We start from the raw sequence: 25,622 nt of genomic DNA, 5'->3' as shown, positions 1-25,622 counted from the left end.
CGCCGCTAGCCTTGAGTCAAGCGCGAATCGCCTAACCGGGCGGCATGCACTAAGATAGTGAAGTCTGTGCTGCGTCCAGCTCCCGTTCCGGGACGGGGCGCCGCCCGGCACGCAAATGAACCTCCTGTTACGGAAATGCCGTAACCGCTTAGCCCAAAGGAGGTGGGTTCACATATGCGTCCTTACGAATTGATGGTAATCATCGACCCCGAGGTCGAAGAGCGTACCGTTGAGCCGTCGCTTCAGAAGTTCCTGAACGTCATCACCAACGATGGTGGAACCATCGAGAAGGTTGACATCTGGGGCCGTCGCCGTCTGGCTTACGACATCAAGAAGAAGTCCGAAGGTATCTACGCCGTGGTGAACTTCACCGCCAAGCCGGAAACCGCCAAGGAACTTGACCGCCAGCTGTCTCTTAACGAGACCATCATGCGCACCAAGATCACCCGCCCCGAAGAGCAGAAGGTTGTTGCTGAGTAATTCAGTATCCACTTTCATTCTTTACCCCGCAGGACACGCACTCTTCACCCAGGATCGAACAAGGAGGCAGTAGATGGCAGGCGAGACCACCATTACGGTCATCGGTAACCTCACCAATGACCCGGAATTGCGGTTCACACCGTCAGGTTCCGCAGTAGCGAACTTCACCATCGCTTCCACTCCACGCACCTTTGATCGCCAGTCCAACGAGTGGAAGGACGGGGAAACCCTGTTCCTCCGCGCCGCGGTGTGGCGTGAAGCAGCCGAGAACGTTGCCGAATCCCTCACCAAGGGAATGCGCGTCATCGTAACCGGCCGCCTGAAGAGCCGTTCCTACGAAACAAAAGAAGGCGAAAAGCGCACCGTCATCGAGCTTGAGGTCGACGAGATCGGCCCGAGCCTGCGCTACGCCAACGCCAAGGTCAACCGCACCCAGCGCTCCGGCGGGGGCCAGGGTGGCTTCGGCGGCGGCAACAGCGGCGGTGGCTTCGGAGGCGGCAACTCTGGCAACCAGGGTGGCAACTCCGGTGGAGGCTGGGGCGGCGGCAACCAGCAGGCTGCACAGGACGATCCCTGGGCCACGCCCGGGGTGTCCAACGCAGGCGGCTGGGGCAACGGCCCCGATTCCGAACCTCCCTTCTAAACCCAAACAAAGGCCCGGTGCCGGGACTGCCGGGGTGCTGAACGCACCCAAAGCGGTTTCCGCCGTCGGACCACCACCATCCCGTGGATCAATATCCACGGGCTCCCTAGAATAGGAGCTCCACGATGGCTAAGGCTGAACTCCGTAAGCCCAAACCAAAGTCCAACCCCTTGAAGGCCGCTGACATCACTGTCATCGACTACAAGGACGTAGCATTGCTGCGCAAGTTCATCTCCGACCGCGGCAAGATCCGCGCCCGTCGCGTCACTGGCGTTACGGTGCAGGAACAGCGCAAGATCGCCCAGGCAATCAAGAACGCCCGCGAAGTTGCTCTGCTGCCTTACTCCGGCGCTGGCCGCGGCTAAGGAAGGGATTAACTAACATGGCAAAGCTCATTCTGACCCACGAAGTTACCGGTCTCGGTGCTGCTGGCGATGTTGTCGAGGTCAAGGACGGTTACGCACGTAACTACCTGCTGCCCCGCAACTTCGCCCTGACCTGGTCCAAGGGTGGCGAGAAGCAGGTTGAGTCCATCAAGGCTGCCCGCGCCGCCCGCGAGCACGCTTCCCTGGAAGATGCTCAGAAGCAGGCCGCTGCACTGTCCGCCAAGCCGGTCAAGCTGGTCGTCAAGGCCGGCGAGTCCGGCCGCCTGTTCGGCACCGTCAAGCAGGGCGACGTTGCCGACGCCGTTGAGGCCGCAGGCCTTGGCAAGATCGACAAGCGCAAGGTGGAACTGCCGGCCCACATCAAGTCGGTCGGTTCCTACCAGGCCAACGTCCGCCTCCACGCTGACGTTGCCGCCGTGATCGAACTGAACGTCGTCGCCGGGAAGTAGTTTCCGCGCTGCACGTCAAGACCCCCGCTGCCGGTATCCGGTGGCGGGGGTCTTTCGTTTTTTCGGTGGTAGCCTGCACCGGTGAACCGAACGATCCCCCGCAGCCGTCCCTTCCACCAGGTTGATGTCTTCTCCCCGCAGGCCTACCGCGGCAATCCGCTGGCCGTCGTGCTCGATGGCCGGGGCCTGGATACAGCGACGATGCAGCACTTCGCCAACTGGACCAACCTGTCCGAAACCACGTTCCTCCTTCCGCCGGAGGACTCCCGCGCGGATTACCGGGTCCGCATCTTCACCGGTTCAGAGGAGTTTCCGTTCGCTGGCCACCCCACTTTGGGCTCGGCGCACACCTGGCTGGAGGCCGGGGGAGTGCCCCGAACCGACGGCTACGTGGTGCAGGAGTGTGGCGCGGGCCTGGTCCGGATTAAGCACGACGGCGGCCGCCTTGCCTTCGCTGCCCCGCCCCTCACCCGCTTCGGCGCACTTGGTGAGCAGGAGCGGCAGCAGGTGGCGGAGGGGCTCGGCCTGGCTGCCGGCGACATCGTGGACTCGTCCTGGCTGGTCAACGGTCCGGAGTGGATTGGCGTCCTGCTGGAGTCCGCGGAGCAGGTCCTGGCCATCGATCCGGATACGGCTGCTTTGGGAAACCTCAAGGTCGGGGTGCTCGCCCCGCACGAGCCCGGCGCGGATGCGGACTTTGAGGTCCGCACGTTCCTGCCCGGTGAAGCGTTGGTGGAGGATCCTGTGACAGGCAGTTTCAACGCGGGTGCGGCGCAGTGGCTGATCGGCAGCGGCAGGGCCCCTGAGTGCTACGTGGCCTCGCAGGGCACCGTCCTGGGGCGCTCGGGGCGCATCCATGTCGAAGCCGGGGGCGGAGACATCTGGGTAGGGGGCCACTCAACAACCTGCATCAAAGGAAGTGTGCTGCTCTGATTTGCCGTTCGGGAATATCCGGGCGGCAGGGGAAGTTCAGGAGTATAGATGCAAATGCATATAGCTGAACTAAACGAGCACCAGGAGAACGTCATGGAAACCCGCCGCATCACCGTCCTCTCAGCCGGACTTGGCGTACCGTCATCCAGCCGCCTGCTGGCGGATCAGCTTGGAGCCTCGGCAGAGCGCCAGCTCAAGGCCGCCGGCTACGAGGCAGCAGTGGAAGTAGTGGAACTGCGGGATCTGGCCGTAGACATCGCCAACAACTTTGTCACCGGTTACGCCGGGCCGCGCCTGGCGGAGGTCATCGCGGCCGTGGAAGCATCGGACGGAATCATCGCCGTGACCCCTGTATTCAGTGCCTCGTACAGCGGCCTCTTCAAGTCCTTCATTGACGTCCTGGATCCCAAGTCCCTGGATGGCAAGGCGGTCCTGCTGGGTGCCACCGGCGGCACGGACCGCCACCAGATGGTCCTGGACTACGCCCTCCGGCCGCTGTTCAGCTACCTGCGCACACGGATGGCACCTACCGGCGTTTTCGCCGGACCGCAGGACTGGGGCACCGCCGAAGAGGACGGGGCATCACTGGCAGACCGCATCGAGCGGGCCGCGGGCGAGTTCACCAGGCTGCTTGAAGGGGCGCAGCCCGGCCGCAAGCCGGCACCCTTGGAATCCTTGCCCTTCGAGCAGCTGCTGGCGGGAATCGCCGGTTCCCGCTAGCGCTCCAGCCCTCTAGTCGTCCAGCAGGGCAATGAACTCCCGCGCCTGCTTCAGCGAGATGTCCGAGTGCCGGGTCAGTGCGTTGGCGGCGGCCTCGGTATCCCCGCTGCGGGCAAGGGTGCGGATCCTGCCGTAGATTTCATCGTTCAGCATGTTGCTGCTCACCTCGCGGGTCACGTCGCCCTTGCTGGCGATGGCCCGGTAGCGGTACGGAAAGCGCTGCGGTTCATCGTCATCGTCGTCCGGGACCGGCGCGGCCTCGGGGGTCCGGTATGGCTGGGGGTGGGCAGCCAGGGCGCCCACGGCGTCCCGCGAAGCGCGCAGCCCCTCGCCGGTGGCTTCGTAGTACAGCTTGATGGCTGCCATCGCCTGGCCCTGCGCGATCAGGGCATACAGCCGCCGGTGTTCATCCTCCGACAGCTTTGCTGCCGCTGCCCTCGCTGCCTCCTGCGGCGTGGGCGCCGGTTCGACGGGCGCCGCGCTGCGCGAAGCCTTGCGGTTGGCGATGCCACGGTATGCGAAGAGGACCGCCGCCATCACGGCGAGAAGGATCAGGACCGGGACCACGAGGGATTCCATTGTTCAGTACCGTTCTGTGTGCTTCCTGGCCGCAGCCAGGTCCGGGTAAATTGCCGGGCTATCCGCCCGCGAATGGTCCTGCAGGCCGGTGGTCCGCCGCTGCGCGCCGCCGGGGTGGCTGCCTGGCTCCAGCCGGGCCCGCGCGGCCATTGCGGCCTGGACTTGGGCAGCATAATGCCTGGCCGCCCGCTCGGCGAGTTCGCGCTGGTATTTGTCGGCCTCGGACATGCCGGTGCCCCGCGGCCGGAGGGCCGTGGCCAGTCCCCACAGGATCGCCGCCAGTACCACCGCAGGCAACAGCACCAGCAGTAGATCGCCCATACCTAGAGCTTATTCCAGTTCCAGGTTATCCACAGCAATATTCACTGCTTCGTACATAGGCCGGGGACAGCGCGGTCATGCTCCTGCTGCCGAATATGATCAACACCACGGCCCCGCCAAAATCGCTGGTAAAGGCACAAGGCCTGGCAGGGGCCGCCCGAACCCTTCGCCAGGCTGTGGATGAAATTCCCCGGAAGAAATATTTACTCCACATGCTGGTGATGATGTTTCCGCTGGTCAGCGGCGTCCCGGTCACAAAAGAATTTTACTTTCCACAGGCTTCCCCACAGGCTGTGCACAAGCTATGCCACATACTGCACAGGTTATCCACAGTCCCGTGGACGGTCGGGCTTTGCCGTTCGGCACGGGGCGGCTAGCGTAGCGGGGTACCTGTTCTCCGGGGCCGGCGGTACGCGTAGGCGGCTCTGTCCAGGGCTCTCGCGCACGGCCGCCCGCTCCCCTGTGGAAAAGCTGTGGACACTGGGGATAACCCTGTTCGGCCTGGACGCGGACCGCCTTTCGGCACCGATGTCGGAGCCTTCCGGTAGATGTGGACAGGTGGCGACGTCCGGTGACCGGGCGGAGCTTTGGGAACGGGATGGATCATCACCGGGGCCGCCAGGACCCGGTACAAATTGAGGACGGCAGCTTTGTCAATCGCGCATCTGGACCCTGTCGAGGCAACCCGCGGATCGGACGCCAGCCGGAAACCACCGCAGGACATCGCTGCCGAACAGTCGGTCCTTGGCGGCATGATGCTTTCCAAAGATGCCATTGCCGACGTCGTGGAGATTCTCCGGGGACAGGACTTCTACCGCCCGGCCCACGAGACCATCTACGAGGCCATCATCGACCTTTACGGACGTGGTGAGCCTGCCGATGCCGTTACGGTCTCGGACGAACTGACCAAGCGGGCCGAGATCAACAGGATCGGCGGCCCGGCCTACCTGCACGAACTGATCCAGACCGTCCCCACCGCTGCGAATGCCGGCTACTACGCCGAGATCGTCGCGGAGCGGGCCGTCCTGCGGCGCCTCGTGAACGCCGGAACCAAAATCGTCCAGCTGGGCTACGGCTCCGACGGCGAGGTGGAGGACCTCGTCAACCAGGCGCAGGCGGAAGTGTACGCCGTGGCCGAGCGCCGCACCGCGGAAGACTACGTGGTGCTGAAGGACGTCATGGAGTCCACCGTGGACGAGATCGAGGCGTCCGGCCATCGAGGCGAAGGCATGACCGGCGTCCCCACGGGATTTTATGAACTGGACGAACTCACCCACGGGCTGCACCCCGGCCAGATGATTGTCATCGCCGCCCGTCCGGCCGTGGGCAAGTCCACCTTCGCGCTGGACTTTGCCCGGTCCGCCGCCATCAAGAACAACCTGTCCACCGTGATGTTCTCGCTGGAAATGGGCCGGAACGAGATCGCGATGCGACTGCTTTCCGCGGAAGCCACCATTGGCCTCCAGGACCTCCGCAAGGGAACCATCAAGGACGAGCAGTGGTCCAAGATCGCCACCACCATGGGCCGGATGAACGACGCTCCTCTGTTCATCGACGACAGCCCGAATATGTCGCTGATGGAAATCCGGGCCAAGTGCCGCCGGCTGAAGCAGCAGCACGACCTCAAGCTGGTGATCCTCGACTACCTGCAGCTGATGAGCTCGGGCAAGAAGGTGGAGTCCCGCCAGCAGGAAGTTTCGGAATTCTCCCGTGCGCTCAAGCTCCTGGCCAAGGAACTCCAGGTGCCGGTGATCGCTCTTTCCCAGCTGAACCGTGGTTCGGAGCAGCGCTCTGACAAGAGGCCCATGGTTTCCGATCTCCGTGAATCCGGTTCCATTGAGCAGGACGCGGACATGGTGATCCTGCTCCACCGCGAGGACGTCTACGACAAAGAATCCCCCCGCGCGGGAGAAGCGGACATCCTGGTGGCCAAGCACCGTAACGGTCCCACCAAGGACATCGTGGTGGCGTTCCAGGGCCACTATTCGCGCTTTGCCAATATGGCGGGCGACGCCGGCGGCGGCGGAGGGTTCTAGGCTGCGTCGGTCGGGGTGCCGGCAGCCGCCGCCTGCGCCAGCAGGTGGTTGGGCAGCCGGTTCCCGGGCGCCGTGCCCCGGATTTCGAGTAGTTCGCGGGCATGGGCGTGGAGCCGCTTGTCCTCCCCGCTGACCGGCACCCACGCGGGCACCGGCACGGAGGTTCCTTCCTCGTCGCGGGCCACCATCACCGTGAGGCAGTAGGTGGTCAGGTTGAGTTCACGTCCCTTCGGGTCGCCCGAGCGGACATGTACGGCGATATGCATGCCTTTGGTTCCGGTGTAGACGAGGCGCGCCTCCACCTCCACCACGTGGCCGATCAGCAGCGGCCGGTAGAAGCGGACCCCACCGGAAAATACGGCAACGGTGTCCCTGCCGCAGTACCGGGATGCGCAGACGTACGCGGCCTCGTCAATCCACTTCATCACGATGCCGCCATGGACTTTGCCGCCCCAGTTGACGTCGGTGGGTGCAGCCATGAACCTCAGTGTCACGCGCTCTGCGGTTCCGGCATCGGTATATTCCTGGCGCTTCATGGCTTCCACGATCTGCTCACGGACCTTGATGCGCGCCAGGGCGTGGTCGCGCTGCTCAATCTCCGCCGGGGTGGCAGGCTCGAACTGAGGCACAGGGATGGGTTTGCCGTCCTCGCCCACCGCCACGAAGATCACCATGCACTGGCTGCGCATGGTGGCCGGGCCGCCCTTGGGGTCGCCCGAGGACACCACTGTCTGGATGTGCATGGAGGACCGGCCGGTGTACACGATGGTGGCTTCGACCTCCACCATGTCGCCGCTGTTGACGGGGTCGGCGAAGTGGATGTTGCCCACGTATGCGGTGACGCAGTAGGACTTGGCCCATCCGACCGCTGCCGCGTAGGCGGCCTTGTCCACCCATTCCAGCACGGTGCCCGCGTCTACCGACCCGCTGTGCCCCACGTCCGTGGGGGCGGCCAGGAAGCGGAGGGTCACGGAGTTGGGGCGCCCGGTCTCAGTCATGCTGCGATCATACTGATGGCTTCTGTTACCTGCCGGTTGGGCCCGCAACAGAACGGCCGGATCGGATAATTGCCGCTTAAATTCCGACGGCGGCCGGACACTTTGGGTGGCCGGCCGCCGTCGGGCGGGTTGGGGTGCCGGTGGGGACGGCTAGGCGAGGACTGCCAGACGGGAGTTGCTGCGGCCGAAGAGGGCGCGGTCGACGGAAAGGCGGCCCGGGCCGGTGAGTGCGAGTGCGAAGGAGGCTGCGGCTAGGAGCAGGACGAGTTCGTAGCCGCCAGCCGCGGCGAAGACGCCTGCGGATGCGTGCACCAGGACCAGGGCGCCCAGCATATCCAGGACCAGGAGTGCGGCAACCACCCGGGTGAGGATGCCCAGAACCAGTGCCACGCCGCCCGCCAGTTCCAGGACGGCGACTGCGGGGGCCGCGGCTTCAGCGGCGGGTACGCCCATCTTGGCGAAGGAGGCCTGTGTTCCGGCAATGGTCCATTCGTTGAACTTCTGCCACCCGTGGGCTGCGAAGAGGAAGCCCAGGACGACGCGAAGGGCAGTGAGTGCGGTGGTGGTAAGTCGTGACTGGTTCATAGGACAACTCTCCCGCGCCAATAGTTGAAGAGTCAACTATTTCCCGTGTGGGATTCGTCATGCCGGGCGCGGGACCCCTGCCCGGCGGGCGGCGGCAAGGAAGCGCCGATAAGCTGGCAGCGTGTCCCAACTGCCGCCTCCTGCCGCTGCGCCTGCCACCCGGACGCCTGCCCGCGAGATACTGCGCCTCGCCGTCCCCGCCTTCGGCGCCCTGGTGGCCGAGCCGCTCTTCCTCCTCGCCGACTCGGCCATTGTGGGCCATCTTGGCGTGGCCCAGCTGGCGGGTGTGGGACTTGCCTCAGCTGTGCTTCAGACCGTCGTCGGACTTATGGTCTTCCTGGCCTACTCCACCACTCCCGCCGTAGCGCGAGCCATCGGTGAGGGGCAGGTGGGGAAGGCACTCGCCGCCGGGCGCGACGGCGTCTGGCTGGCGCTGCTGTTGGGCGTGTTCCTTGCGATGGCGGGCTTCCTGGCGGCGGAACCGCTGATTGGCCTGCTGGGTGCCCAGGGCAGCGTGCGGGTATTCGCCGTGGATTACTTCCGGTGGTCCATGCCGGGACTGGTGGCCATGCTGTTGATCTTTGCCGGCACCGGGGTGTTGCGGGGCCTGCAGGACACCAGGACTCCCTTGGTGGTGGCTACGGCAGGGTTCGGCGTCAACATCGTGTTGAACCTCTGGCTTGTGTACGGCCTGGGTTGGTCCGTCGCCGGTTCGGCTGCGGGCACCAGCCTTGCGCAGTGGGCCATGGCGGCCGTCTACGTGGTCATGGTGCGCCGGAATGCGGCCCGCCACGGCGTCAGCCTCTTGCCCAGCTGGCGCGGCATCCGCAGCATGGCGCGCGTGGGGTCCTGGCTGATGCTGCGCACCCTCAGCCTGCGGGCGGCTATCCTTGCCACGGTGCTGGTGGCCACGGCCCAGGGCGAGGTCAACCTCGCCGCCCACCAGCTGGCCATGACCATTTTCTCCTTCCTTGCCTTCGCCCTCGATGCCCTGGCCATCGCGGCGCAGGCGCTGATCGGGAAAGAACTGGGCGCCTCCAATGCAGCAAGGGCGCGGCTGCTGACCCGGACCATGGTCCGTTGGGGTGCTGGCTTCGGCGTCGTGACCGGGCTGCTGCTCGCGGTGCTGGCCCCCTCCGCCGGCGCGCTTTTTACCTCCGATCCGCAGGTGCAGTGGGTCCTGGCTGTGGCACTGTGGGTGCTGGCGGCCGGGCAGCCCGTCGCCGGGTACGTCTTTGTCCTGGACGGCGTGCTGATTGGCGCCGGAGACGCGCGGTACCTGGCACTGGCGGGGCTGGTGAACCTTGCGTTCTATGCCCCGTTGCTTGCTGCGGTGGCTGTTTCCGGTGCAGCCGGCGCGGCCGGGCTTGGATGGCTTTGGGTGGCCTTCGGAATTGGTTACATGGCCGCCCGTGCCTGCACCCTGGGCCTGCGCGCGCGGTCCGACCGGTGGATGGTGCTGGGATCCACCTGAGGTTGCGAACGGCGGTCACCGGTTCGACGTTCCAGGCGCCGCCACTAAACTGGAGCGGTGACGCAACCATTGACACCGGCGGGCGCTGCTCCCGGAACCGCCCACCGCACCGACCTCTGGAAGCCGGTCCTGCTCCGCGCAGCCGCGGCCCTGGTATTCGGCGCCGTCACGGTTTTTTGGACCTCGCCCTCCGTTGAGGTCATGGGCTGGGCCGGCGGCCTCTACCTGCTGGCCACCGGCGTGCTGGCCATCCGGGGCATCCCTGCCGCAGGCCTGGGACAGAAGTCTCCGGCCGGCAAGATGCTGTCCGCCGCAGGAGCGGCCCTCGCCGGCGCCGGGGTAGTGGTGGCCCTGCTGCATACCGACCTGCTGTTCGGTGTGATAGCTGCGCTGGGCCTGGGTGTGGCAGGAGTCCTCGAACTGGCCTGCGGGCTGCGCTGCAGGGGAGGCCATGTGCTGGCCCGGGACTGGATTGCTTCCGGGGTGGTCGGGATTGGAACGGCCGTGCTGCTGCCGTTCTTCATCGGACTCGGCGCCCACGCCCTCCTTGGCGTCGCGGGAGGCGGGGCCATCATTTCCGGCGTCCTGTGGGTGCTTTCCGGACTGACCCTGCGGCACGATGCCCGGCCCGTGCCCGGAAAGCCGTAAACTAGGAGGGGTGCCGTTCTACTTTCTGTAGAAATTTCGGAGGCGCCACCGCTCATCCGCAACACCAGGCCGGCTGCACGCCGCCTCCAGGAAGGAACCATCGTGGCTGACCAGCATCCAGGAAAACCGCGCAAGCTGCGGACCTCGGTGAAGGGGCCGCTGATGTTTTCCGCATTCTGGGCCGTCGCCGCCTTTGTGGCAGTCCTGGTGTTCGCTTCGGGGGGAAGCGCGCGCGCCCCCCGCTTTGACCTGGCTTTCACCGCCGCCGGCATCGCCTTCATCGTCACGCTGGTGATTGCAGCCATGCTGTCGATGAGCTACAAGGAAAACGCCGAACATCTTGGCAAGGGATCGGGAGTCAACCTCAGTTCCAGCCCGAAGTCGACGCACGGTTTCGGTGCGCCGGGCAGCCAGAACCCGCCTGTGCCCGGTGACGGCGCGGACGGCAACCCCGAACGCTAGGACGCCCGGGGGCCGCCCCTCCCGCAAACTATCCGGCTGCCGCCTGCCTGGCGCGGTAGGCTGCCACGTGCGCCCGGTTGGCGCAGTTGCCGGTGTCGCAGTAACGCCTGGAGCGGTTGCGGCTCAAGTCCAGCACCGCCGCGTTGCAGTCCTCGGATTCGCACGTACGCAGGCGGTCCATCTCCTTGCTGCGGATGACGTCAGCCAGCGCCATGGCCGCCTCCGTTCCCATCCGGTCCGCCAGTGGTGCTTCCGGGGCGGTGGCGTGAAGGTGCCAGTCCCAGCCGTCGTGCTTCACCAGCTGCGGCAGCGCGCGGGCATCCCGCAGCACCCTGTTCACGGTTTCCACCGCGGCGTCCTCGCCGGCCGTCCATGCTGCTGCCAGCACCGCCCGCAACTGCCGGACGCTTTCCAGTTCGCCGGCATCCCGGGTCCGGCCGCCGCTGAAGCCCTCGGCTGCCAGGAACGCGTCAAGATCGGTCACCGAACCCAGGCCTTCCCTGCCGTTCGCCGCGGAATTGACCAGGTTCACCACCGTCCGCAGCGCCACCTCGGTGTCAGGGGCAAAGACCATGTTGACTCCTTACTGGGCGGGGGCGTACTGTCATGACCATTACCCCACTTTACTCCTGACAGGAGGCGACGGTGCCTGCCGCCAACAACAGCCACACCCATCACGCCAGCGTCTCCAGCGCGCAGCGCAGCGTCCTCGCGTCCGGCCTTGGCATCGCGCTCTTCTCGTCCGCAGTCTTCGGCCTTTCGGGCTCCTTCGCCAAGGCCCTCCTGGAAACCGGCTGGTCGCCGGGGGCGGCAGTCACCGCCCGGCTCACGGGGGCAGCCCTGATCCTTGCCATTCCGGCCGGGTACGCCCTCCGCGGCCGCTGGCACCAATTGCGGAACAACTGGATCACCATCCTGCTGTTCGGGGTCACCGGGGTGGCGGCGTGCCAGCTGTTCTACTTCAACGCGGTGGCCCGGCTGTCCGTGGGCGTCGCGCTGCTCCTGGAGTACCTGGCGCCGGTGATCATCGTCCTGTGGCTTTGGGCGGCCAGCCGTAAGCGGCCCCGGGTGCTGACCTTCGGCGGAACGCTGCTGTCCCTGGCTGGCCTGGTGCTGGTGCTGGACCTGACGGGCGCGGTCAAGGTGGACCTGGTGGGCGTCCTCTGGGGCGCCGCGGCGGCCGTATGCCTTGCCATCTACTTCTTCATCACCGCCAAGGAGAACGACACCCTGCCACCTATCGTGCTGGCCTCCGGCGGGCTGATGGTCGGCGCCGTGGTCATGTGGCTTGCCGGCGCCACAGGTCTGCTCCCCATGGCGTTCAGCACGGCGGACACCAGGCTGGGGCCATGGACCACGCCATGGTGGGTCTCCCTCGCGGGACTGGTGGTCCTGGCCACCGTCCTGGCCTACGTCTCGGGCATCATGGCCGCCCGGGCCCTCGGTTCCAAAGTGGCATCCTTCGTATCCCTGACGGAAGTCCTTTTCGCCGTCCTGTGGGCGTGGCTGCTGCTTGGCGAGCTGCCGGGCCCCATCCAGCTGCTCGGCGGCGTGCTTATCGTGGGCGGGGTCATCCTGGTCCGGCTCGACGAGCTGCGGAGCGCAGCTGCGGCAGCGGGCGGAGCTGCGGCGGCTCTCCAGGCGGCGTCCCCGCTGGAACACGCGAACGACGTCGAACCCGTCCCTTAGGCCCGGCCGCCGCGTTCCAGGCGGGTCATCCCCTTAAAAACCAAGGATCCGGGCACCTTGCGGTGCCCGGACCCCTGGCGGCGGCAGTCCTGCCGCGAAGGCGCTAGCCCTGGGAGGCCTGGCTCTGCTGCTCGGCGTTGCGCTTGGCCTGTGCGCCGGCGTCCTTCAGGGCTTCGGCAACCTTGGTCAGCATGGTGGTGTGGGTACCGGACCATTCCTGGCGGAACTTGTCCGCGTCCGGGCCCTTCCAGTCGGTGCCGCTCAGAACCTTGGTGAGAGTGGACTTCTGCGTCTCGATCTCGGACGCACCTGCCTGAAGCTTGCTGCCGAGCTGGCGAAGCTGCTCAACGTCTGCACCCCAAATAGCCATCAGTTTCTCCTTGTTAGGTAGTGGATCCGAACCAGGTCGGCGTCCCCAGCGGCCTCCCGGCCTATCCGGAAGATCCATTGCCTAAAACCTACCCCGGCGTCCGAAAGAGTGTCGATGGGCACCCCTGCCCATGCCGGACTCCCCATGAACGGTCCCGGTGACGGGACGGGAGGAGGGGTCGATTCCAGGCGTCGGAAGAGCCTAGCATGGCGGTATGTGCCGGAATATCCGAACCCTCCACAACTTTGAACCCCACGCCACCTCCGAGGAAGTGCATGCCGCGGCGCTGCAGTACGTCCGGAAGATCAGCGGCAGTACCAAGCCGTCCAAGGCCAACCAGGAGGCTTTCGACGAGGCGGTACACGAGATCGCACACATCACCCAGCACCTGCTGGACTCCCTCGTGACGCAGGCGCCACCGAAGGACCGGGAGGCCGAGGCTGCCAAGGCCCGGGCGCGCGCCGCCGTGCGGTACGGCGCGGCCTGAGGATCAGCCCCGCGGCTTCCCGAAGCTGCGCAGCCGCAGGGAGTTGGCTACCACGAGCACGGAACTGGCAGCCATCGCTCCGCCTGCGATCATGGGGTTGAGCAGGCCCAGGGCGGCCACCGGGATGCCCACCGCGTTGTAGAAGAACGCCCAGAACAGGTTGGTCTTGATGGTGCGCAAGGTCCGCCGGGACAGCTCGATGGCCTGTGCCACCTGCGCCAGGTCGTTGCCCATCACGGTGAGGTCCGCCGCTTCGATGGCGACGTCGGTTCCGGACCCCATGGCGATGCCAAGGTCAGCCTGCGCCAGGGCAGCCGCATCGTTGACGCCGTCCCCGGCCATGGCCACGGTGGCGCCGGCGGCCTGCAGCCTCCGCACCGCCTCAACCTTCCCCTCGGGCAGGACGCCGGCATAGACATCCTCCGGAGCGATTCCGACGGCGGCAGCCACCTGCACGGCGACGGCAGCATTGTCCCCGGTCAACAGGATGGGCCGCAGCCCCAGCGACTTCAGGCGGGCAACGGCGGCAGCGGAACCGTCCTTCACGGTGTCGCGCAGGCTGATAATTCCGGCAGGCTTCCCCGCCACGGCAACGCAGATGGCCGTGGCGCCGGATTTTTCCGCCGCGGCGAGGGCGGCCCGGTGGCCCGGCTCCAGGGTGATTCCGTTCTGCTCCAGCCAGCCGAGGCGGCCTGCGAGGACGGTCCTGCCCTCCACGGTTCCCGACACGCCGCCGCCCGGCGCGGAACTGAAACCCTGCACGGAAGGCAAGGGGCCGTCGTCGTCCGCTGATTCCCCGGCGGCGGCCGCGGCGATGGCCCGCGCCACCGGATGCTCCGAGGCGGCCTCAACGCTACCGGCAAGCCGGAGGAATTCCCGCTCCTGGAAGCCGTTGAATGCCAGGGTCCCGTCCACGGCGAGGACCCCGGTGGTCACGGTCCCGGTCTTATCGAGCAGGATGGTGTCCACGGTCCGCGTGTCCTCCAGGACCTGGGGGCCCTTGATCAGGATGCCCAACTGGGCCCCGCGCCCGGTGCCGGTCAGGAGGCCCACCGGGGTGGCCAGGCCGAGGGCGCAGGGGCAGGCGATGACCAGGACGGCGACGGCGGCGGTGAAGGCCTGCTGCAGGTGTCCGCTGCCGGCGCCTGCGCCGGGGAACAGGAACCAGAGGACGAACGTCACCGCAGCGATGGCCAGGACCACCGGAACGAAGACTGAGCTGATCCGGTCTGCGAGCCGGGCGATGGGTGCCTTGCCGGTTTGGGCCTCGGATACCAGGCGTGCCATCTGGGCCAGGGTGGTTTCGGCGCCCACCCGGGTGGCCCTGACCAGCAGGCGGCCGGAGGTGTTGATGGTGGCGCCAGTGACCCTGCTGCCCGGCCCCACCTCGACCGGTACGGATTCGCCGGTGACCAGGGAGGCGTCCACGGCGGAGTTGCCGTCGATGACGACGCCGTCGGTGGCGATCTTCCCGCCCGGACGCACTACCAGCACGTCGTCCACCTGCAGCCGGTCCACCGGAATGGTTACCTCACCGCCGGAACGCAGTACGGTGGCATCCTTCGCTCCCAGGTGCAGCAGGGCCTGGAGGGCATCGCCGGCTTTCTGCTTGGCGTTGGCTTCGAGGTACCTGCCCAGGAGCAGGAAGGTGGTGACGACTGCTGCCACTTCGAAGTAGAGGCCGCCGGTTTCCATGCCTTCCATGCCGGGGTGCCCGGTCATCCCGGGATCGGCTGCCAGTTGCCAGGCGGAGAACAGGTAGGCGGCCGTCACGCCGATGGACACCAGGGTGTCCATCGTGGATGCCAGGTGCCGTGCGTTGATGGCCGCCGCCCGGTGGAATGGCCAGGCAGCCCAGGTCACCACCGGAAGCGCAAGGACAGCCGCCGCCCATCCCCAGTTGGGAAACTGGAAAGCGGGGAGCATGGACACCAGGAACACCGGGACCGTCAGCACTGCGGCGACGATCAGGCGTGGGCGCAGTTTCGTGGCGGGGACCGCTGCCGCTGCAGGTGCCCTCTCTTCGACGGGTGGGTGCGGCGTGCGGACGCTCGCCTTGTAGCCCGCCGCGTTGACCGTGTCCACCAGTTGCTCGTCGGTGATGCCTGCCGGGGCGGTGACGTAGGCGGACTCCAGCGGCAGGTTGACGGTGGCGGCAACGCCGTCAAGCTTGCCGAGTTTCTTCTCCACGCGGTTCACGCAGGAGGCGCACGTCATGCCCTCGATATCGAGTTCCACCACCCTGGTGCCGGGCGGATGCAGTAATTCCTGGTGGGCCATGTCAGCTTCCGTGTCGATTGGTTCCTCCGGGTCGAGCCGGCGGCTAGGCCTCGCTGGCGACCACGAGGTAGCCCGCCTCCGCGACGGCCTCGCCGATCTCCGAAGGTGCGAGTTCCTTGCTGGACGTGATGGTGACAGTGGAGATGGCTCCGGCGTTCAGCTCGACGTCCACCGCTTCAACTCCTTCCAGCGCTTCCAGTTCCTCGGTGACTGCCGAGACGCAGTGGCCGCAGGTCATGCCGGAAACGCTGACGGTTGTGGTGGTGGGGGAGGTGGTGCTCACGGATTTCTCCTTCATTCAGAGCCGGCGGTTGCCTGCTGCGGTGGTGGGTTTCAGCGGAGCAGCCGGCCGATGGCGTCGGCAGCTTCCTTGACTTTGGCGTCGATGGCTTCGGCACGTGCCTCCGGGTCCGGCTCCGAGGCCGCACCGACCACGCAATGGCCGATGTGCTCCTCGACGAGGCCGAGGCTGACCGCGTGCAGCGCCTTGGTGACGGCGGAGACCTGGGTGAGGATGTCGATGCAGTACTTGTCCTCATCGACCATGCGGGCAATGCCGCGCACCTGCCCCTCGATGCGTTTCAGCCGGCGGAGGTACGCGTCCTTGTTGCCCGTGTATCCGTGCTCCGCCGCTTGAGGTTCCTGCACCGGCGGGGCTGGGGCCTGCAGGGCTGCTTCTTCGGTAGCGCTCATGCAGTCAACGTATACCCCTCTAGGGTATAAGCGCAAGTACCCCCTGGGGGTATTCATGGGCTGAGCACAAAAAAGCTCCGGAGTGCGTTATTGGGGGATACGCACTCCGGAGCAGCTCTTGGGCATTTCCGGCTTCCACCGCTGGTGGTCCGGGCCTGCTGGATTTAGCTTACGGGCTGGCAGGGCGGTCCGCCAGCACCGCGAATAACTACTTTCGCTTTACTTTCAGAGGCCCGGAAAAGAGTCCTTCCAGCCGCCGGACGCGGAGGCCATGCTGGTCAACGCCGCTCCCCAGGGGCGGCCTTGCGGTAGGGAACCACCAGCACCGGCCTGCTTTGGTGGTGGCTCAGCCAGGCGCCCACCGACCCGTTCAGCGCCTCTGACAGGCGGTGGGAAAAACCGCGTTCGGAGGTTCCCACGATGATCATCGGCGCTTCCACATCCGCCGCCAGCCGGCCCAGTGACCGGGCGGGATCGCCGCTGAGGGTCCGCAGGGTCCACTCGACAGCCGGCCCCCCGGGCGCGGCCGCCTCGAGTGCATCCTGGATTTGTGCCTCCAGCCCCGTGGTCAGGGTCCGAAGTTCCTCGACTCCGGCGTCCCGCCGCAGCGACAGCCGGTGCGCGGAGCGGGCCGGGTCCCAGTCCACCAGGTAGCTGGCTTCGTCCACATAGGCGCACACCATCGGCGCGCCCAATCCGGCAGCAAGCCCGGCCGCGGCCTGCAGGACTTCCGGGTGCTGCCGGGGCATGATGCCCACCAGCAGCGGCTTGCCCTTGAAGTGATCGGATGTCATGACGCCCATTTTCCGCCCCGGGGGGCTGCGTGAACAGGTGCTTCAGCGCTCGCGGCTAGGAAGCAGACGGGTATGCGGTTACTACTACGTTCCTGCCCCACGGGTCCTCCGTGAAGCAGCTGATGAGGACCAGTCGGTTGGGCACCATGTCCCAGACGGGACTGTCCTTGAGGCTCGATTTGTCGTAGGTGCTGACGCTTTCAACGCGGTAGCTGATGGTGCCGGCCGCCGTAGCGACGTCGAATTGGTCGCCGGCCGCCGCTGCCGAACTGAGGTGGTTGAAGGGCGCATCCGCGCCTTCCCAGCTGTGGCCGATGACATAGGTGGTGTTGCCGGACCCGCTGCCCGGGACACCGAACGCGGTCAGCCAGTAGCCGTCCTTCGTGGCGGGCGGCTCGATGGTCCGGCTGGATTGGGCGGTGCCATCGACGTCCAGCGGGTGGACAACGACGTCGAACGCGGCGGACGGGTAGTAGATGCGGACGGGAGGTGCGGCCGGCGGGAGCACCACTTCAGGCGCTGCCGCCTGGCCCGCTGCCGCCTTGCCCGCGGCCGCCAGGCCCGTGGGCGCTGCGCCGGTGGGCGTTGCGGCCTCCACTGGTGGAACGGTGGCCGCCGGAGCAGCGTCCGTGGGGCGGGAGCTCGCTGCCGCCCGGGTATCCTGCGGTGCCGGCTGCGGCTGATGGAACAAGGGAGCGCCGAAGGTGAATAACAGGAAGGCGAGCACGCCGCAGAAAAGGATTGCGAGGTCGCCGCCGTTCCAGCGGCGCCAGCGCCGGGATTGGGCAGCCGCGTGTTTGCTGCGTTCCTTGGTCATCGTGCTCCTGACGCCCCTGGCGGGAGGTGGAAGGAAGGCGCCCTGCCGGGCACTGGCAGGACGCCTTCCTTGTCGACGGGCCACGCGTGGTGGCAGTTTCGGTGCCCTAGCCGGCGGTGTGGGGCGAGGGGGACCTGCGGCGGACGGCCACCGCCGCGCCCGCGGCAGCCAGGGCTCCCACGCCGGCGAGCCACGCGGGCGGGGCCTCCTGGCCACCCACCGCGGTCTGGGCGTTGTATCCCTCGTTCGTTCCCACGACGGCTTTTGCGCCCGGCGCCGCTGCTGCCTGCTGCGCGGCCGGAGCCTTCTGCACGGCCGGAGCTTTCTGCGCGGCAGGAACCTGGGCGGCTGCCTGCTGGGCAGGAGCTGCCGAGGGTTCAACCGCCGCAGGCGATTGAACCGGAGCCGACTCGACCACGGGTGTTTCCGCGGGCGGGGACGCCGGGGGATCGACGACGGCGGGCTGCTCTTCGGCAGGCGGCGTCGCCGGAGGGGTTACGGGCGGGTCGACGACGACCGGCGGGTCCACCGGAGCCGGAGCCTGGCAGCCATTGGCGAAGATGTCCTTGCCGGTGCTCCAGTTCAGGCCATCTGGCAGGCCGGGGCCCGGCGGGATGATGTCGTCGGCATGGGCATCGTGGCCGGCGTAGCCGGGTTGATGAATGGTAACCGTAAGGTAGCCCTTGCCAGCCGCGTGGCAGAACGTTGTGTTGTTGGCATCCGCGATGGCGGGCGCCGCGACGGCCAGTGCCGCCAGGCCCACCGCCCCTAGTGTTGCCATGGTGCGTTTCATGTTTTTCTCCCCAGATTTGTGGTGAAACGGACCCTGCAGGCGGGGCGGCGGCGGTTGTGCCGTGTGCCCCAGCAACACGGTCAGCTTGCTTGAGGTTTCAGGCTAGGGGCGCCGCCTGAAGCAGTCGCGAGTAGGGAATACTCGTCTTTTTCCGGCGCCAGGCGGGCCGGGTCACTTGCCGGTACCCTAAACGCCGCGGTGGCTACCTGTTCCTGCCGGCGGGACCTTGTCCACCACCATGCCCGCGCCTAACGTTGAAGGTGACGGAAGGCGGGTGGCTCGTGGAAATTTTCATGTGGTGGCTGGACCTGGACCTCCCCACCAAGGAGTGGCTGCGGGAGAACCTCTATGCGGAGGAATTGCCACTGGCAGTGCTGCAGGGCATTGCAGAGGCCGGCGGACCGCATCCGGACAATCCGGCCGCGGCGCTGACCACTGCGGACTGGGACTTCATCCAGACGCAGTCGGAGTTCGTGGACTGACTGCCTGCCAGGGATAGGCCCTGAAAACCGTTGCGGCCAGCCCGCAGCGGTGGTTGCATGGTGCGCATGGCAACGGCGGCGAACTTTCTCCTGGCAATTGGCACCAAAAAAGGACTGTGGCTGGCTACCAGCCAGGACCGGCGGGAGTGGTCCTTCACCGGGCCCCACTTCCTGATGTCGGAGATTCCCAGCATTGGGATCGACACCAGGGAAGGCCGCACCCGGATCCTGGTGGGCATCAGCAGCCCGCACTGGGGACCAACCGTCGCGCACTCGGACGACCTGGGCGCCACCTGGACGGAGCCCGAGCAGGGCGCCATCAAGTTCCCCGAGGACACCGGCGCGGCGCTGGAGCGGGTTTGGCAGATCTATCCGGACGCCGGTTCCCGCCCCGGAGTGGTGTGGGCCGGAGCCGAACCGATTTCCGTCTGGAAGTCCACCGACGGCGGCGAACACTTCGAGCTGAACCGCGGCCTGTGGGACCATCCCCACCGCAGCGAATGGGGTGCCGGCTACGGCGGTGCGGCGGCCCATTCGATCGTGGTCCACCCGGACGGGGAAACTGTCCACGTCGCCATGAGCACCGGCGGCGTCTACCGTTCGTTCGATGCCGGCACCTCCTGGGAGGCGCGCAACCGCGGCATCTCCGCCTATTTCATGCCGGACCCGAATCCGGAGTTCGGCCAGTGCGTCCACAAGATTGCCGCGGACGCGGCTGCGGACGGGCGGCTGTACGCCCAGAACCACCACGGCGTCTACCGCACGGACGACAACGCGGACACGTGGACGTCGATCGCGGAGGGCCTCCCAGCCGACTTCGGTTTCGTGATGCTGGCCCATCCCCGCCGGGCCGGCACCGCGTGGGTCATTCCGTTGAAGGCAGACGGCGAACGCATTCCGCCGGACGGGAAGCTCGCCGTCCACCGCACGGAGGACGCCGGCGAAACCTGGACGCGGCTCAGCACCGGGCTCCCGGAGCATGAATACAACAGCATCCTTCGGGACGCGGCATCGGTGGATGCGGCGGAACCGGCCGGAGTGTACTTCGGTACCCGGGGCGGAAGCGTCTACGCCAGCGCGGATGAGGGCGGAACGTTCGCGGAGGTGGCGTCCCACCTGCCGGATGTCCTGTGTGTCAGGGCGGCCGTGGTTGCCGGTGCCTGAGGTTTCGCTGGTGCTTCCCAGCGTGCTGCAGCCCCTGGCCGGCGGGCAGTCCGTACTGACTGCACCCGCCGGCGGCCCAATGACGGTGCGGGAGCTGCTTGATGCTGTTGCCGCGGAGTACGCAGTCCTGGGCCGGCGGCTGCGGGACGAGACCGGCGCCCTGCGGCGGTTCGTCAACATTTACGTCGGCGGGGACGAGGTGCGGCGGCTGAAAGGCCTGGAGACCGAGGTGGAACCGGGCCAGGAAGTCCTGGTGATCCAGTCGGTGGCCGGCGGCTGAAGGCGGGAAAGGGGGCTGTCAGGCGGCGGGCAGTCCTTACTGACTACGCCCGCCGCCATGGCAACCAGGGCAGAGGCCGGGACGGGTGGCGCTCAGGCGACGCGCCACACGCTGCATTCGTCAGTATTGATTGCCTTGCGCAGGCCGGTGAGGCGGTCCAGGATCCAGACGACGCCGATGCCCGGCGCGGTCTCCTGGACGCTGCCGCGGCGGATCACGACGTCGTCGTACGAGGGGCCCACGGAGAGGCGGGCTTCGATTTCGTCACCGCGGCGGAGCTGGTCCAGGGCGCGGACTCTGGTTACATGCGTGGTCGCTTTCTTCAACATGGCGGGGCCTCCTGGCTGGGGCTGGTGCCGGCTCTTGCCTGCACTACCAGTGTGGCGGCGCAATGTTGCGTACCGGTTTCCCCGCTGTTAGGGACCGGTTAGTTCTTCAATCCGCCACTGTTTCCAGCTCGTAGGCCGCGCCGCGGTTGCGGTAGGCGGCCAGGAACGTGGAGATCCGGCGGACCGCTTCCTCGATCTCACGCACCGACGGCAGGATGACGAAGCGGAAATGGTCCGGCGTGGGCCAGTTGAAGGCGGAGCCGTGGGAGACCAGGATCTTCTGGTCCTGCAGGAGGTCCAGGACAAACTGTTCGTCGCTGTCGATGGGGTAGAGCTCCGGGTCCAGCCTGGGGAACAGGTACATGGCCCCCGATGCCGGTACGCACGTCACGCCGGGAATGGCGGTCAGGAGCTTGTGCGCCAGGTCCCGCTGCTCGCGCAGCCGGCCGCCCGGCTTCACCAGCGCCTCGATGCTTTGGTAGCCGCCGAGGCAGGTCTGGATCGCGTGCTGGGCAGGAACGTTGGCGCACAGGCGCAGCGAGGCCAGCAGCTCCAGGCCCTCCCGGTAGGCGGCGGTGGCGGCCAGCGGCCCGGTGATGGCCACCCAGCCCGCGCGGTAGCCGGGCATCCGGTAGGCCTTGGACAGGCCGCTGAAGGTCAGGCAGCACACGTCCTCGGCCACGGCGGCGGTGTGGATATGCTTGGCGTCTTCGTACAGCACCTTCTCGTAGATCTCGTCGGAGAACAGCACCAGGTTGTGCTTTCGCGCCAGGGCCGCGAACTGTTCAAGGATGTGGCGCGGGTAGACGGCACCGGTGGGATTGTTCGGATTGATGATCACGATGCCCTTGGTGCGGCTGGTGATCTTTGCTTCCACATCGGCCATGTCCGGCCACCAGTTCTCCGCCTCATCGCAGAGGTAGTGCACGGGCTTGCCGCCGGTGAGGGTCACGGCGGCGGTCCACAGAGGGTAGTCCGGGGCGGGGACCAGGATCTGGTCGCCGTTTTCCATGAACGCCTGCAGGCACATGGAGATCAGTTCGCTGACGCCGTTGCCGATCACGATGTCCTCGACCCCGATGTTCATCAGGCCGCGGGTCTGGTAGTACTGCGAGATCGCTGTCCGCGCGGTGAAGATGCCCTTCGAGTCGCTGTAGCCTTGGGCGCCGCGCAGGTGGTGGATCATGTCCACCACCACGGACTCCGGCGCTTCCAGGCCGAACGGCGCCGTGTCCCCGAGGTTCATCTTCAGGATCCGGTGTCCTTCGGCCTCCATGTTCTTGGCCGCCTGGAGGATAGGCCCCCGGAGCTCGTACCGGACGTTCTGGAGTTTGCTGGAGTGCTGCATGGGGCGCATGGTTGATTTTTTCACACCCGGACGACGACGGCGCGCCGGGGTGCAGTTCCGCCGCCGCAGGCCACGGCGGGCCGCGGTAACAAACGAAGCTCCTCGGCAGAAATATTGGCGCCGCCCACCTGGCATTTCCGGGACCGTGTGCCGTCTGTTGTGATGCCCGTGCGGGCGGGGCGCCGGCAATCCACCGTTCAAAGTACGGCTCCCGTTGCGCCGCAGTGGACTTGCGGGTCGCCGCGTGAACCGCCATTAACCTCCGATACCCGGTTGCCGTACGTTCCGATGCGACATGTGTCGCCCGGCGGCACAACATGCAGCAAAGTGTCTGCGCACTACGCCGCAGGGACTTCTGTTAACCCCGTTTTCCCGCCGTTGCCTGCAGTTTCCCGCTGTTAAGCCGCCGCTTCTGCCGGTGGTTCTTCTCTGTTCTAGTGGTTGCCACGAGCCGGATGGTCCGGATCCACCCGAACTGCAGAAAGACCCACAACCATGAAAAACCGACTCCTGCCCGCACGAACTATCCGCACCACAGGCACGGCATTTGCCATGGCTGCGGTTGTGGCAGTCACGCTGGTGCTGTCCGGTTGCGGCGGTCCGGCAACGGCACAACAGGCCGGGAGCGACGGCGGTGCCGAAGTGAAAACCGTCCGGTACCAGGGTTCGCCCAACACAGTAGCCCTGGTGGAATTGGCCGAAGACCTCGGCTACCTCGGCGACGTCAAGCTCGAATGGGTCAGTAACACCACCAGCGGGCCGCAGAGCATCCAATCCGTGGCCACCGACCAGACGGACATCGGGGGAGCGTTCACCGGTGCCGTGATCAAGCTGATCGAGGCCGGTGCGCCCGTAAAAGCCGTCATCAACTACTACGGCGAGGACAAGGAGACCTTCACGGGATACTACGTGGAGGAAGGCAGCCCCATCCGGACCGCCAGGGACCTGATCGGCAAGAAGATCGCCGTGAACACCCTTGGCGCCCACCACGAAGCCGTGATCACCACGCACCTCAAGAACAGCGGCCTGACTCCCGAGGAAATCAAGCAGGTGCAACTGGTGGTGGTTCCGCCGAACGAAACCGAAGTGGCCCTGCGCAAGAAGCAGGTCGACGTCGGCACGCTGGGCGGAGTGCTGCAGGACCGTGCGCTCGCGGAGGGAGGCCTGCGTGCGCTCTTCACCGACGTCGGTGTCATCGGAGGACCGTTTGACGCCGGGCAGTACGTCCTTCGCAATGACTTCCTGGCCAAGAACCCGGAGACCAGCCGGACGCTGGTCACCGGCGTGGCCAAGGCCATCGAATGGCAGCGGAGCACCCCACGCGAGCAGGTGATCGCCAAGTTCGAGGAAATCATCGCCACGCGGGGCCGAAACGAGAGCACCGAGGCGCTGAAGTACTGGAAGAGCGTGGGCGTTGCCTCGGCGGGCGGACGGATCCAGGACACCGATTTCACCCGCTGGGCCGACTACCTGAAGTCGGCCGGGATCATCAGCGGTGACCTCGATGCCTCCAGGCTCTACACGAACGGGTACAACCTGCTGGAAACTCCAGCGCCGGCCGCAACCCCGAAAGGATAGACGATGACCCCCAAGATCAGCCTTCGAAACGTCACGAAGGAATTCAGTATTCGGCCGGGCAAGGGAACCAGCCGCCGCCAGGGGGAGCCCTCAGTCCTCACCGCCATCGGCAGCCTCAGCCTGGACGTCGCAGCCGGGGAGTTCCTCACCCTCGTGGGCCCCAGCGGTTCCGGCAAGACCACGCTCCTGGACCTGCTGGCCGGGCTCTCACGCCCCACATCGGGAGAGGTCCTGGTAGACGGAAAGGAAGTGACCGGACCGGGCCAGGACCGGGCGGTCGTCTTCCAGCAGTACGCGCTGTTTCCCTGGCGGACGGCGTCGGCCAACGTTTCCATGGGCCTCGAGAACACCGGCCTGTCCAGGAAACAGCGGGCGGCGAAGGCCAGTGAGTTCCTGGACCTGGTGGGCCTTGCCGGGTTCGGGGACCGGTATCCGCACGAACTGTCCGGCGGTATGAAGCAGCGCGTGGCCATCGCAAGGAGCCTCGCCTATGAGCCGGACGTTCTGCTGATGGACGAGCCCTTCGCCGCCCTTGACGCCCAGACCCGTGAACAGCTCCAGGACGAGCTCCTGCGGATCTGGAAGGCGACAGGCAAGACCATCGTCTTCATTACGCACGGGATCGACGAAGCGGTGTACCTCGGCCAGCGGGTGGCGGTGCTGAGCGCCCGGCCGGGAAAACTCAAAGAAATCGTGGACATCAACATCCCGGACCGCGACGGCGACGCGGACATCCGCTCGCACCCCGCCTTCGTGGAACACCGCCACCAGGTGTGGTCCCTGCTGCACGACGAAGTCCGCCTGGCCCAGGACTCCGGCCACCGGAAGATCCTGCCTGACGGCACCGCACCCGATGAACAGCCCCACGAAAGGAGCGCAGCCTGATGAGTACAGTGTTGACCCGCCCGCAGGAGGCGCCTGCCGCCGTCGGGCCCTCACCAGCCCTGCCCCCGGCGGAACGCCGGAAGGCGGGCAGAATCTCCTACGTGGCACACGCAGTGGCCCGCGCCGGCTGGAAATCCCTGGCCGTACTGCTGTTCCTGGCCCTTTGGGAAGTGGGGCCTCTGTACCTGGCCACCCCCTCAACCCGGGTGTTCCTGCCGCCGCTGCACGAAGTCCTCGCCGCCGGTGCCAGGCTCGTGGAAGCGGGGCAGCTGCAGAGCCATCTGCAGGCCAGCCTTACGCGCTCGGTGTCCGGCTTCGGGATTGCAGTGGTCACGGCTGTGGTGCTGGGGCTCCTGATCGCCTGGTACGGCTGGCTGAATTCGTTCCTGAACCCGCTCCTGGAGCTTTTCCGGAACACGGCCACCCTGGCCCTGCTGCCGGTATTCACCCTCCTGCTGGGCATCGGCGAGGAATCCAAGATCACCATCGTGGCCTACGCCGCGTTCTTCCCGGTGCTGCTGAACACGATCGCCGGCGTCCGGACCGTGGACCCGCTGCTCATCCGTGCCGCCAAGTCCTTGGGCCTGAACAGTTTCCGGCTCTTCCAGAAGGTGATCCTGCCGTCTGCGGTCCCCACGATCTTCACCGGGATCAGGATGGCCGGGACATCGTCCATCCTGGTCCTGATCGCCGCCGAAATGGTGGGCGCCAAGGCCGGGCTGGGCTACCTGATCGTCAATTCGCAAATGAGCTTCCTGATCCCGGACATGTACGCCGGCATCCTGACCGTCTCCGTGCTGGGCCTCGCCGTCAACGCCCTGCTCGTGGCGCTGGAACGGCACTTCTCCCGCTGGCGCACCGCCGTCGGCTCCACATCCTGAACTGCCCTACTGACCACCTGAACTGCCCTACTGAACTG

Annotated in this window: 32 protein-coding genes; 18 read left to right on the top strand and 14 right to left on the bottom strand. The window is 66.7% G+C overall.

Features of this window, described 5'->3' with window-relative positions; all coding sequences use genetic code 11:
- Positions 1–174: 174 nt before the first annotated feature.
- From rpsF to K4G53_RS04955, 6 genes are all read left to right on the top strand, one after another.
- Entirely contained in the window at positions 175–480 is a 306-nt protein-coding gene (rpsF, locus tag K4G53_RS04980; RefSeq protein ID WP_015939036.1) for a 30S ribosomal protein S6, read from the top strand.
- Between the two features lie 73 nt (positions 481–553).
- Complete coding sequence (locus K4G53_RS04975) at positions 554–1,123, top strand: single-stranded DNA-binding protein (RefSeq protein ID WP_221384391.1); 570 nt, start codon at positions 554–556, stop codon at positions 1,121–1,123.
- A 125-nt stretch (positions 1,124–1,248) separates the two neighbouring features.
- Complete coding sequence (gene rpsR, locus K4G53_RS04970; RefSeq protein ID WP_003800144.1) at positions 1,249–1,488, top strand: 30S ribosomal protein S18; 240 nt, start codon at positions 1,249–1,251, stop codon at positions 1,486–1,488.
- Between the two features lie 17 nt (positions 1,489–1,505).
- A complete protein-coding gene (gene rplI, locus K4G53_RS04965) occupies positions 1,506–1,958 on the top strand; it encodes a 50S ribosomal protein L9 (RefSeq protein ID WP_221384390.1) in 453 nt (150 codons plus the stop codon).
- Between the two features lie 81 nt (positions 1,959–2,039).
- Positions 2,040–2,891 carry a PhzF family phenazine biosynthesis protein gene (locus tag K4G53_RS04960; RefSeq protein ID WP_221384389.1) on the top strand — a complete coding sequence of 284 codons (852 nt, stop codon included), beginning with the start codon at positions 2,040–2,042 and terminating at the stop codon, positions 2,889–2,891.
- Between the two features lie 93 nt (positions 2,892–2,984).
- The gene (locus K4G53_RS04955) at positions 2,985–3,611 is read left to right on the top strand and encodes an FMN reductase (RefSeq protein WP_221384752.1); all 627 of its coding nucleotides are present in this window, start codon (positions 2,985–2,987) and stop codon (positions 3,609–3,611) included.
- A gap of 12 nt (positions 3,612–3,623) precedes the next feature.
- Here K4G53_RS04955 and K4G53_RS04950 read toward each other — a convergent pair whose 3' ends face one another.
- Together K4G53_RS04950 and K4G53_RS04945 are read right to left on the bottom strand one after the other, a co-directional pair.
- Positions 3,624–4,190 carry a hypothetical protein gene (locus K4G53_RS04950; protein ID WP_221384388.1) on the bottom strand — a complete coding sequence of 189 codons (567 nt, stop codon included), beginning with the start codon at positions 4,188–4,190 and terminating at the stop codon, positions 3,624–3,626.
- Positions 4,191–4,193: 3 nt separating this feature from the next.
- Positions 4,194–4,511: a hypothetical protein gene (locus K4G53_RS04945; RefSeq protein WP_221384387.1), complete on the bottom strand. Its 318-nt coding sequence runs from the start codon at positions 4,509–4,511 to the stop codon at positions 4,194–4,196.
- 650 nt (positions 4,512–5,161) lie between these two features.
- Between K4G53_RS04945 and dnaB the strand changes: the two genes are divergently transcribed.
- Positions 5,162–6,547, top strand: coding sequence for a replicative DNA helicase (gene dnaB, locus K4G53_RS04940; protein WP_221384386.1), 1,386 nt, complete (start codon positions 5,162–5,164; stop codon positions 6,545–6,547).
- On the opposite strand, the gene K4G53_RS04935 is transcribed toward dnaB, so the two are convergent.
- On the bottom strand, positions 6,544–7,545 hold the full coding sequence (locus K4G53_RS04935; RefSeq protein ID WP_221384385.1) for an acyl-CoA thioesterase: 1,002 nt from the start codon (positions 7,543–7,545) through the stop codon (positions 6,544–6,546). The genes dnaB and K4G53_RS04935 overlap by 4 nt on opposite strands.
- Before the next feature lie 150 nt (positions 7,546–7,695).
- Positions 7,696–8,130 carry a DoxX family protein gene (locus tag K4G53_RS04930; RefSeq protein ID WP_221384384.1) on the bottom strand — a complete coding sequence of 145 codons (435 nt, stop codon included), beginning with the start codon at positions 8,128–8,130 and terminating at the stop codon, positions 7,696–7,698.
- A gap of 121 nt (positions 8,131–8,251) precedes the next feature.
- Between K4G53_RS04930 and K4G53_RS04925 the strand changes: the two genes are divergently transcribed.
- From K4G53_RS04925 to K4G53_RS04915, 3 genes are all read left to right on the top strand, one after another.
- Positions 8,252–9,604 carry an MATE family efflux transporter gene (locus tag K4G53_RS04925; protein WP_374226146.1) on the top strand — a complete coding sequence of 451 codons (1,353 nt, stop codon included), beginning with the start codon at positions 8,252–8,254 and terminating at the stop codon, positions 9,602–9,604.
- 57 nt (positions 9,605–9,661) lie between these two features.
- The gene (locus K4G53_RS04920) at positions 9,662–10,252 is read left to right on the top strand and encodes a hypothetical protein (RefSeq protein WP_221384383.1); all 591 of its coding nucleotides are present in this window, start codon (positions 9,662–9,664) and stop codon (positions 10,250–10,252) included.
- Positions 10,253–10,354: 102 nt separating this feature from the next.
- On the top strand, positions 10,355–10,714 hold the full coding sequence (locus K4G53_RS04915) for a hypothetical protein (protein ID WP_221384382.1): 360 nt from the start codon (positions 10,355–10,357) through the stop codon (positions 10,712–10,714).
- A 28-nt stretch (positions 10,715–10,742) separates the two neighbouring features.
- Here K4G53_RS04915 and K4G53_RS04910 read toward each other — a convergent pair whose 3' ends face one another.
- Positions 10,743–11,288, bottom strand: a complete 546-nt coding sequence (locus K4G53_RS04910; RefSeq protein ID WP_221384381.1) for a CGNR zinc finger domain-containing protein — start codon at positions 11,286–11,288, stop codon at positions 10,743–10,745.
- Between the two features lie 71 nt (positions 11,289–11,359).
- On the opposite strand from K4G53_RS04910, the gene K4G53_RS04905 reads away from it, so the two are divergent.
- A complete protein-coding gene (locus tag K4G53_RS04905) occupies positions 11,360–12,403 on the top strand; it encodes an EamA family transporter (protein ID WP_221384380.1) in 1,044 nt (347 codons plus the stop codon).
- A 103-nt stretch (positions 12,404–12,506) separates the two neighbouring features.
- On the opposite strand, the gene K4G53_RS04900 is transcribed toward K4G53_RS04905, so the two are convergent.
- Complete coding sequence (locus tag K4G53_RS04900; protein ID WP_221384379.1) at positions 12,507–12,773, bottom strand: WXG100 family type VII secretion target; 267 nt, start codon at positions 12,771–12,773, stop codon at positions 12,507–12,509.
- 214 nt (positions 12,774–12,987) lie between these two features.
- Here K4G53_RS04900 and K4G53_RS04895 point away from each other — a divergent pair, with 214 nt between their 5' ends.
- Positions 12,988–13,260, top strand: a complete 273-nt coding sequence (locus K4G53_RS04895) for a DUF2277 domain-containing protein (protein WP_221384378.1) — start codon at positions 12,988–12,990, stop codon at positions 13,258–13,260.
- A 3-nt stretch (positions 13,261–13,263) separates the two neighbouring features.
- Here the strand turns inward: K4G53_RS04895 and K4G53_RS04890 are convergent, their stop codons facing one another.
- From K4G53_RS04890 to K4G53_RS04865, 6 genes are all read right to left on the bottom strand, one after another.
- Positions 13,264–15,540, bottom strand: coding sequence for a cation-translocating P-type ATPase (locus tag K4G53_RS04890; RefSeq protein WP_221384377.1), 2,277 nt, complete (start codon positions 15,538–15,540; stop codon positions 13,264–13,266).
- 43 nt (positions 15,541–15,583) lie between these two features.
- Positions 15,584–15,823 (bottom strand): cation transporter, encoded by a 240-nt coding sequence (locus tag K4G53_RS04885; RefSeq protein WP_308287822.1) that lies wholly within the window; start codon positions 15,821–15,823, stop codon positions 15,584–15,586.
- A gap of 50 nt (positions 15,824–15,873) precedes the next feature.
- Positions 15,874–16,233, bottom strand: coding sequence for a metal-sensitive transcriptional regulator (locus K4G53_RS04880; RefSeq protein WP_221384375.1), 360 nt, complete (start codon positions 16,231–16,233; stop codon positions 15,874–15,876).
- 278 nt (positions 16,234–16,511) lie between these two features.
- Complete coding sequence (locus K4G53_RS04875; protein ID WP_221384374.1) at positions 16,512–17,027, bottom strand: universal stress protein; 516 nt, start codon at positions 17,025–17,027, stop codon at positions 16,512–16,514.
- 55 nt (positions 17,028–17,082) lie between these two features.
- Complete coding sequence (locus K4G53_RS04870; RefSeq protein WP_221384373.1) at positions 17,083–17,844, bottom strand: class F sortase; 762 nt, start codon at positions 17,842–17,844, stop codon at positions 17,083–17,085.
- A gap of 106 nt (positions 17,845–17,950) precedes the next feature.
- Positions 17,951–18,637, bottom strand: coding sequence for a hypothetical protein (locus K4G53_RS04865; protein WP_221384372.1), 687 nt, complete (start codon positions 18,635–18,637; stop codon positions 17,951–17,953).
- Positions 18,638–18,918: 281 nt separating this feature from the next.
- Here K4G53_RS04865 and K4G53_RS04860 point away from each other — a divergent pair, with 281 nt between their 5' ends.
- From K4G53_RS04860 to K4G53_RS04850, 3 genes are read left to right on the top strand one after another with little or no spacing between them, the layout of a single operon-like run.
- Complete coding sequence (locus K4G53_RS04860; protein ID WP_221384371.1) at positions 18,919–19,119, top strand: hypothetical protein; 201 nt, start codon at positions 18,919–18,921, stop codon at positions 19,117–19,119.
- Between the two features lie 57 nt (positions 19,120–19,176).
- Complete coding sequence (locus tag K4G53_RS04855; protein ID WP_221384370.1) at positions 19,177–20,283, top strand: exo-alpha-sialidase; 1,107 nt, start codon at positions 19,177–19,179, stop codon at positions 20,281–20,283.
- Positions 20,243–20,563, top strand: a complete 321-nt coding sequence (locus K4G53_RS04850; protein ID WP_260323248.1) for a MoaD/ThiS family protein — start codon at positions 20,243–20,245, stop codon at positions 20,561–20,563. The genes K4G53_RS04855 and K4G53_RS04850 overlap by 41 nt, the downstream gene beginning before the upstream one ends.
- A gap of 92 nt (positions 20,564–20,655) precedes the next feature.
- On the opposite strand, the gene K4G53_RS04845 is transcribed toward K4G53_RS04850, so the two are convergent.
- The gene (locus K4G53_RS04845) at positions 20,656–20,892 is read right to left on the bottom strand and encodes a hypothetical protein (RefSeq protein ID WP_221384368.1); all 237 of its coding nucleotides are present in this window, start codon (positions 20,890–20,892) and stop codon (positions 20,656–20,658) included.
- A gap of 106 nt (positions 20,893–20,998) precedes the next feature.
- On the bottom strand, positions 20,999–22,249 hold the full coding sequence (locus tag K4G53_RS04840; RefSeq protein ID WP_221384367.1) for a pyridoxal phosphate-dependent aminotransferase: 1,251 nt from the start codon (positions 22,247–22,249) through the stop codon (positions 20,999–21,001).
- 486 nt (positions 22,250–22,735) lie between these two features.
- Here K4G53_RS04840 and K4G53_RS04835 point away from each other — a divergent pair, with 486 nt between their 5' ends.
- Genes K4G53_RS04835 through K4G53_RS04825 form a run of 3 tightly spaced genes read left to right on the top strand, consistent with a single transcriptional unit; the run spans position 22,736 to position 25,584 of the window.
- Positions 22,736–23,818, top strand: a complete 1,083-nt coding sequence (locus K4G53_RS04835; protein ID WP_260323245.1) for an ABC transporter substrate-binding protein — start codon at positions 22,736–22,738, stop codon at positions 23,816–23,818.
- A gap of 3 nt (positions 23,819–23,821) precedes the next feature.
- A complete protein-coding gene (locus K4G53_RS04830) occupies positions 23,822–24,703 on the top strand; it encodes an ABC transporter ATP-binding protein (RefSeq protein WP_221384366.1) in 882 nt (293 codons plus the stop codon).
- A complete protein-coding gene (locus tag K4G53_RS04825) occupies positions 24,703–25,584 on the top strand; it encodes an ABC transporter permease (RefSeq protein ID WP_221384365.1) in 882 nt (293 codons plus the stop codon). The genes K4G53_RS04830 and K4G53_RS04825 overlap by 1 nt, the downstream gene beginning before the upstream one ends.
- The last annotated feature ends 38 nt before the right edge of the window (positions 25,585–25,622 follow it).

The sequence above is a fragment of the Arthrobacter sp. MAHUQ-56 genome (genome assembly GCF_019710585.1).
Lineage (GTDB): Bacteria > Actinomycetota > Actinomycetes > Actinomycetales > Micrococcaceae > Arthrobacter.
This window is presented reverse-complemented; position numbering and strand designations above follow the sequence as displayed.

What these genes read in the sequence shown, in the direction of transcription:
- K4G53_RS04875 (WP_221384374.1), bottom strand. Translation starts at nt 17,027, where the DNA reads ATGACATCCGATCACTTCAAGGGCAAGCCGCTGCTGGTGGGCATCATG.
- K4G53_RS04890 (WP_221384377.1), bottom strand. Translation starts at nt 15,540, where the DNA reads ATGGCCCACCAGGAATTACTGCATCCGCCCGGCACCAGGGTGGTGGAA.
- rpsR (WP_003800144.1), top strand. Translation starts at nt 1,249, where the DNA reads ATGGCTAAGGCTGAACTCCGTAAGCCCAAACCAAAGTCCAACCCCTTG.
- K4G53_RS04895 (WP_221384378.1), top strand. Translation starts at nt 12,988, where the DNA reads ATGTGCCGGAATATCCGAACCCTCCACAACTTTGAACCCCACGCCACC.
- K4G53_RS04840 (WP_221384367.1), bottom strand. Translation starts at nt 22,249, where the DNA reads ATGCGCCCCATGCAGCACTCCAGCAAACTCCAGAACGTCCGGTACGAG.
- K4G53_RS04945 (WP_221384387.1), bottom strand. Translation starts at nt 4,511, where the DNA reads ATGGGCGATCTACTGCTGGTGCTGTTGCCTGCGGTGGTACTGGCGGCG.
- K4G53_RS04930 (WP_221384384.1), bottom strand. Translation starts at nt 8,130, where the DNA reads ATGAACCAGTCACGACTTACCACCACCGCACTCACTGCCCTTCGCGTC.
- K4G53_RS04830 (WP_221384366.1), top strand. Translation starts at nt 23,822, where the DNA reads ATGACCCCCAAGATCAGCCTTCGAAACGTCACGAAGGAATTCAGTATT.
- K4G53_RS04975 (WP_221384391.1), top strand. Translation starts at nt 554, where the DNA reads ATGGCAGGCGAGACCACCATTACGGTCATCGGTAACCTCACCAATGAC.
- K4G53_RS04845 (WP_221384368.1), bottom strand. Translation starts at nt 20,892, where the DNA reads ATGTTGAAGAAAGCGACCACGCATGTAACCAGAGTCCGCGCCCTGGAC.
- K4G53_RS04935 (WP_221384385.1), bottom strand. Translation starts at nt 7,545, where the DNA reads ATGACTGAGACCGGGCGCCCCAACTCCGTGACCCTCCGCTTCCTGGCC.
- K4G53_RS04900 (WP_221384379.1), bottom strand. Translation starts at nt 12,773, where the DNA reads ATGGCTATTTGGGGTGCAGACGTTGAGCAGCTTCGCCAGCTCGGCAGC.
- K4G53_RS04855 (WP_221384370.1), top strand. Translation starts at nt 19,177, where the DNA reads ATGGTGCGCATGGCAACGGCGGCGAACTTTCTCCTGGCAATTGGCACC.
- K4G53_RS04865 (WP_221384372.1), bottom strand. Translation starts at nt 18,637, where the DNA reads ATGAAACGCACCATGGCAACACTAGGGGCGGTGGGCCTGGCGGCACTG.
- rplI (WP_221384390.1), top strand. Translation starts at nt 1,506, where the DNA reads ATGGCAAAGCTCATTCTGACCCACGAAGTTACCGGTCTCGGTGCTGCT.
- rpsF (WP_015939036.1), top strand. Translation starts at nt 175, where the DNA reads ATGCGTCCTTACGAATTGATGGTAATCATCGACCCCGAGGTCGAAGAG.
- K4G53_RS04910 (WP_221384381.1), bottom strand. Translation starts at nt 11,288, where the DNA reads ATGGTCTTTGCCCCTGACACCGAGGTGGCGCTGCGGACGGTGGTGAAC.
- K4G53_RS04955 (WP_221384752.1), top strand. Translation starts at nt 2,985, where the DNA reads ATGGAAACCCGCCGCATCACCGTCCTCTCAGCCGGACTTGGCGTACCG.
- K4G53_RS04850 (WP_260323248.1), top strand. Translation starts at nt 20,243, where the DNA reads ATGTCCTGTGTGTCAGGGCGGCCGTGGTTGCCGGTGCCTGAGGTTTCG.
- K4G53_RS04950 (WP_221384388.1), bottom strand. Translation starts at nt 4,190, where the DNA reads ATGGAATCCCTCGTGGTCCCGGTCCTGATCCTTCTCGCCGTGATGGCG.
- K4G53_RS04835 (WP_260323245.1), top strand. Translation starts at nt 22,736, where the DNA reads ATGAAAAACCGACTCCTGCCCGCACGAACTATCCGCACCACAGGCACG.
- K4G53_RS04825 (WP_221384365.1), top strand. Translation starts at nt 24,703, where the DNA reads ATGAGTACAGTGTTGACCCGCCCGCAGGAGGCGCCTGCCGCCGTCGGG.
- K4G53_RS04870 (WP_221384373.1), bottom strand. Translation starts at nt 17,844, where the DNA reads ATGACCAAGGAACGCAGCAAACACGCGGCTGCCCAATCCCGGCGCTGG.
- K4G53_RS04880 (WP_221384375.1), bottom strand. Translation starts at nt 16,233, where the DNA reads ATGAGCGCTACCGAAGAAGCAGCCCTGCAGGCCCCAGCCCCGCCGGTG.